Origin of the sequence: uncultured Microbacterium sp. (genome assembly GCF_963521645.1) — a bacterium.
Lineage (GTDB): Bacteria > Actinomycetota > Actinomycetes > Actinomycetales > Microbacteriaceae > Microbacterium.
In genome coordinates this window covers 1-4,762 of record NZ_CAUQVQ010000127.1, presented here as the reverse complement: position 1 = coordinate 4,762, position 4,762 = coordinate 1, and the positions used below count along the sequence as shown (strand labels likewise).

The following is a 4,762-nucleotide window of genomic DNA, read 5'->3' as shown; positions in this document are numbered from 1 at the left end:
GGATGCCGGTGCGCGGCGGCGCCGCGGCGCCGGGTGCCGGCACGGGGAGCGGCGCCGGGTGCCGGCAGGGGGAGCGGCGTCGGGTGTCGGCACGGGGGAGCGGGGCCGGTCAGGCCGTCTGCCCGAGGTAGGCGAGCACGGCCAGCACCCGACGGTTCACGCCCGAGCCCGAGGCGACGCCGAGCTTCGTGAAGATCGTGTTGATGTGCTTCTCGACGCCGCTCTGGCTCACGTACAGCCGCTCGGCGATCGCCGCGTTGCTGTGGCCCTCGGCGATCAGCTCGAGCACGGCGCCCTCGCGCTCGCTGAGTTCCGCCATGCGCGGGTCGGGTCCCGAGCGCTCCGCGATCAGACGCCGGATCACCTCGGGATCGAAGGCCACACCGCCCTCCGCCACGCGCACGATCGCGTCGAGGAACCCGGCGATGTCGGAGACGCGGTCCTTCAGCAGATAGCCGACCCCGCCGCGCCCGTCGAGCAGCTCGCTCGCATAGCGGCGCTCCACATGCTGCGACAGCACCAGCACGGCGACCTGCGGATGCTCGTGTCTGATGCGCAGCGCGGCACGGATGCCCTCGTCGACGAAGTCCGGAGGCATCCGCACGTCGACGATCACGAGGTCGGGTTCGTCCGTCGCCAGCGCCGCCATGAGCGCGTCGGCGTCGGACACGGAGGCGCTCACCTCGTGGCCCTCGGCGACCAGGAGCTGCACGATGCCCTCGCGCAGCAGTGTCGAGTCCTCGGCTATGGCTATCCGCACGGGATCACCGCCTCGATCACGGTGGGGCCGCCCGCAGGACTGCGCACGAGCAGACGCCCGTCACGCGCGGCCACGCGCGAGGCGATGCCCGACAGGCCCGTTCCCGCGGGATCCGCTCCGCCGATCCCGTCGTCCTCGATCGTCACGGTGAGCTCGTCGTCCGCACTGCGCACCCGGATGCTGATGACGCTCGCCTGCGCGTGCTTGATCGCGTTGGTGACGGCCTCGCTCGCCACGAAATAAGCGGCCGTCTCGGCGGCCCGATCCGGCACCACCGTGCCGTCGACCGCGAGATCGACGGGCATCGCGACGCGGTCGCGCAGCGCCTCGAGCGCTGCCGTGAGTCCATCGCGCTGCAGCATCTCGGGGTACGTCCGCCAGGCGACATCGCGCAGATCGTCGAGGATCTGCTGCGTCTCTCCTCGCGCACCGCTCAGCAGCCGGCGAGCCTCCGCGGGTTCCGCCCGCTCGACGCGGGCCAGCAGTATCGACAGGGCGACCACCCGCTGCTGCACGCCGTCGTGGATGTCGCGCTCGATGCGCCGCCGCTCGACGTCCACGGCCGCGACGACCTCGTCGAGGGTGGTGTGCAGGCGCACCACCTCCTGCGACAGCTCACCGGCGCCGGGGCGCTGGAACGACTGCCACACACGTCTCTCGAGCCAGGCGATCCCGCCGAGACCCGAGAGTGCGAGGAACAGCAGCACGAGACCCGGGATGACGAAGAGACCCACGGTCGCCCAGGTGACGCGTCCGGGGCGGGCGCTGAACAACGCGACAGGACCGCCGGTCGCGGCGGCGACGAGCATCTGCACGCCGACCACGACGCCCGCCACGATCAGCGCGAGGATGCAGAGCACGACGAGCTGGAGCAGCGCCGACAGCGCGAGCAGCCCGCGAAGACGGGGAGCCCGCGGCGGAGTGCGGCGCGGGATCCCGTCGACCCACGTGAGACGCGCCGCGATCGAGCGCACGACAGCCTGTGCAGGCGGCCGCGGTGCGGTGGCCACGGCGATCAGCGTGGGAACGAGCATCACGACGCCGGCGGCGGTGCCGCCGAGCATCCGCACCGCATCCCTCGAGATCGAGCGCGTCGACGACGCGGCGTCGGTGGGGTGCGTCATCTCTCCATTGTGCCGCGCGCCGACGTGATCTCCGCGTCGCGCGCCTCGCCCGACTCCGCGGGGTGCTCCGCTGCGGAGCGCGTCTCGCGCGCATCGTCGACATCCGTTCCTCGCCCGCGCTGGCGCACTCGCGCGACCACGAACATCGAGGCCGCGACGATCACGGCCCCGATCACGATCACCTGCAGGCCGTCGGCGTACTGCTCGATGCGGTGCCACTGCTCGCCGAGCAGGAATCCGGCCATCACGAACACCGTGTTCCAGATGGCGCTGCCCGCGGCGGTGAGCAGCGTGAACTTCATCAGCGGCATGCGCTGGACGCCCGCGGGGATCGAGATCAGGCTCCGGAAGATCGGGATCATGCGCCCGAAGAACACCGCCTTCGCGCCGTGTCGCGCGAACCACTCCTCGGTGCGATCCACATCGCTGACCTTCATCAGCGGCATCCGATCGACGATGCGGCGAAGGCGCACAGGGCCCAGCCACGCGCCGAGGCCGTAGAGCGCGAGGGCACCGACGATCGAGCCGACCGTGGTCCACACCAGCACCTCCCACAGCACGATGGTGCCCTGGCTCGCCGTGAAGCCCGCCAGCGGGAGCACGACCTCGCTCGGGATCGGCGGGAACAGGTTCTCGATCGCCACGGCCACGCCGGCGCCGACGCTGCCCAGCGCCTCCATCAGGCCGATCGCCCACTGCGCGAACACGTTCAGGTTGTCAGAGGCATCCATGCTTCCGACGCTACGTGGCCGCGCGGCGGCGGTCACTGCGGCTGGCCCTCCACCACCGTGCGGAAAACCGTAACGCCGTCGGGCCGTCCGCCTCCGACCCGGGCGTAGGGTCGAAGCATGGCAACCGTCGCAGCGAACATCGTCAAGACCCTCCGCGCCAATGGGATCGACCGTGTCTACGGCCTTCCCGGTGACTCCCTCAACGGTTTCACCGACGCCCTCCGCAAAGACGGCAGCATCCGATGGGTGCACGTGCGACATGAAGAGTCCGCGGCCTTCGCCGCCGCAGCGGATGCCGCGCTGACGGGTGAGCTCGCGGTCGTCGCCGGCTCATGCGGACCCGGCAACCTGCACCTGATCAACGGACTGTACGACGCGAACCGTTCGCGGGTCCCGGTACTCGCGATCGCCGCGCACATCCCCACGACCGAGATCGGCACCGGGTACTTCCAGGAGACCCATCCGCAGGAGCTGTTCCGCGAATGCAGCGTGTACGTGGAGTACGTCGCCGACCCCCAGCAGATGCCGCGCCTGCTCGAGATCGCCATGCGCGCGGCGATCGAGCAGCGCGGTGTCGCCGTGCTCGTGATCCCCGGCGATGTCGCCCTCGCCGAGATCGCCGACGACCGCGCCGTGGTGATCGAGCGCACGCGCCCGGTGATCGTGCCGAGCGGCGACGAGCTCGCGCGCGCCGCGACACTGCTCAACGCGTCGACGAAGACCACGATCCTCGCCGGAGCGGGTGTCGAGGGATCGCACGACGAGGTCGTCGCGCTGGCCGACCGGCTCGGTGCGCCGATCGTGCACGCGCTGCGGGGCAAGGAGTTCATCGAGTACGACAACCCGTTCGACGTCGGTATGACGGGCCTTCTCGGCTTCGCATCCGGATATCGGGCCATGGAGGCGGCCGACACGCTGCTCGTGCTCGGCAGCGACTTCCCCTACGAGCAGTTCTACCCGGAGCACGCCACGACGATCCAGGTCGACATCCGCGGCTCGCAGCTCGGCAAGCGGCATCCGCTCGACCTGGGACTCGTCGGAGACGTGGGAGCGACTGTGGCGGCGTTGCTGCCGCGGCTCGCCGAGAAGACCGATCGCGCGCACCTCGACGACTCGACGGCGCACTACCGCAAGACGCGCGCGAAGCTCGACGACCTCGCCACCCCGACCAAGGCGGGGCGGCCGATCCACCCGCAGTACCTGGCCCGGCTGCTCGACGAGCAGGCCGCGGACGACGCGATCTTCACGGCCGACGTCGGCTCGCCCACCGTGTGGGCCGCGCGTTATCTCTCGATGACCGAGAAGCGTCGACTGATCGGCTCGTTCACGCACGGGTCGATGGCGAACGCCCTGCTGCACGGCATCGGCGCGCAGGTCTCGCATCCCGATCGCCAGGTGATCGCGCTCGCCGGTGACGGCGGGTTGGCGATGATGCTGGGGGAGCTGCTGACCCTCACGCAGAACCGACTGCCCGTGAAGACGATCGTGGTGAACAACTCCTCGCTGAACTTCGTCGAACTCGAGATGAAGGCCGCCGGTTTCGTCAACTACGGCACCTCGCTCGACAACCCGAGCTTCGCCGCGATCGCCGAGGCCATGGGGATCTTCGCCCGACGGGTCGAGAACAGCGAGGACCTTCCGGATGCGGTGCGCGAGGTGCTGGCGCACGACGGCCCGGCGCTGCTCGACGTGGTCACCGAGCGTCAGGAGCTGTCGATGCCGCCGGCGATCGAGGCCGCGCAGGTCAAGGGCTTCGCGCTGTACGCGATCCGCACGGTGATGTCGGGCAAGGGCGATGAGCTGCTCGACCTGGCGCGGGCCAACTGGCGTCAGCTCCTCTGACGTCGTCTCGGTCGGCGTTCCGGTCGTTGAGCGAGCAGCGGAGCAGCGAGACGAAACGGGATGGGTTCGGGCGTTTCGTATCGGTCGACTTCGTCGTCCTCGCTCACAGACCGGGGGTGTTGTGGCGTTTCGTCTCGGTCGACTTCGTCGTCCTCGCTCAACGACCGGGGGGTGTTGTGGTCGTTGAGCGAGCAGCGGAGCAGCGAGACGAAACGGGGTGGGGCGCCGGGCGTTTCGTCTCGGTCGACTCCGTCGTCCTCGCTCAACGAGCGGGAGCGGTGGGCGGGCGTCGCTCAGCTGTCGAG

The 4,762-nt window shown here is 70.3% G+C and carries 4 protein-coding genes; 1 reads left to right on the top strand and 3 read right to left on the bottom strand.

Annotation, left to right across the window (positions count from 1 at the left end; genetic code table 11):
- Positions 1-109: 109 nt before the first annotated feature.
- The 3 genes from RWO82_RS15085 to RWO82_RS15075 are packed head-to-tail and all read right to left on the bottom strand — an operon-like array spanning position 110 to position 2,615.
- Entirely contained in the window at positions 110-760 is a 651-nt protein-coding gene (locus RWO82_RS15085; protein WP_314428347.1) for a response regulator transcription factor, read from the bottom strand.
- Positions 751-1,884 carry a histidine kinase gene (locus tag RWO82_RS15080; protein ID WP_314428346.1) on the bottom strand — a complete coding sequence of 378 codons (1,134 nt, stop codon included), beginning with the start codon at positions 1,882-1,884 and terminating at the stop codon, positions 751-753. Before RWO82_RS15080 ends, RWO82_RS15085 begins: the two co-directional genes overlap by 10 nt.
- On the bottom strand, positions 1,881-2,615 hold the full coding sequence (locus RWO82_RS15075) for a DedA family protein (RefSeq protein ID WP_314428345.1): 735 nt from the start codon (positions 2,613-2,615) through the stop codon (positions 1,881-1,883). The genes RWO82_RS15080 and RWO82_RS15075 overlap by 4 nt, the downstream gene beginning before the upstream one ends.
- A gap of 117 nt (positions 2,616-2,732) precedes the next feature.
- Between RWO82_RS15075 and poxB the strand changes: the two genes are divergently transcribed.
- Entirely contained in the window at positions 2,733-4,457 is a 1,725-nt protein-coding gene (gene poxB / locus RWO82_RS15070; protein WP_314428344.1) for a ubiquinone-dependent pyruvate dehydrogenase, read from the top strand.
- Positions 4,458-4,762 lie beyond the last annotated feature (305 nt).

Coding starts and splice junctions, on each gene's coding strand:
- RWO82_RS15075 (WP_314428345.1), bottom strand. CDS start 2,615: ATGGATGCCTCTGACAACCTGAACGTGTTCGCGCAGTGGGCGATCGGC.
- poxB (WP_314428344.1), top strand. CDS start 2,733: ATGGCAACCGTCGCAGCGAACATCGTCAAGACCCTCCGCGCCAATGGG.
- RWO82_RS15080 (WP_314428346.1), bottom strand. CDS start 1,884: ATGACGCACCCCACCGACGCCGCGTCGTCGACGCGCTCGATCTCGAGG.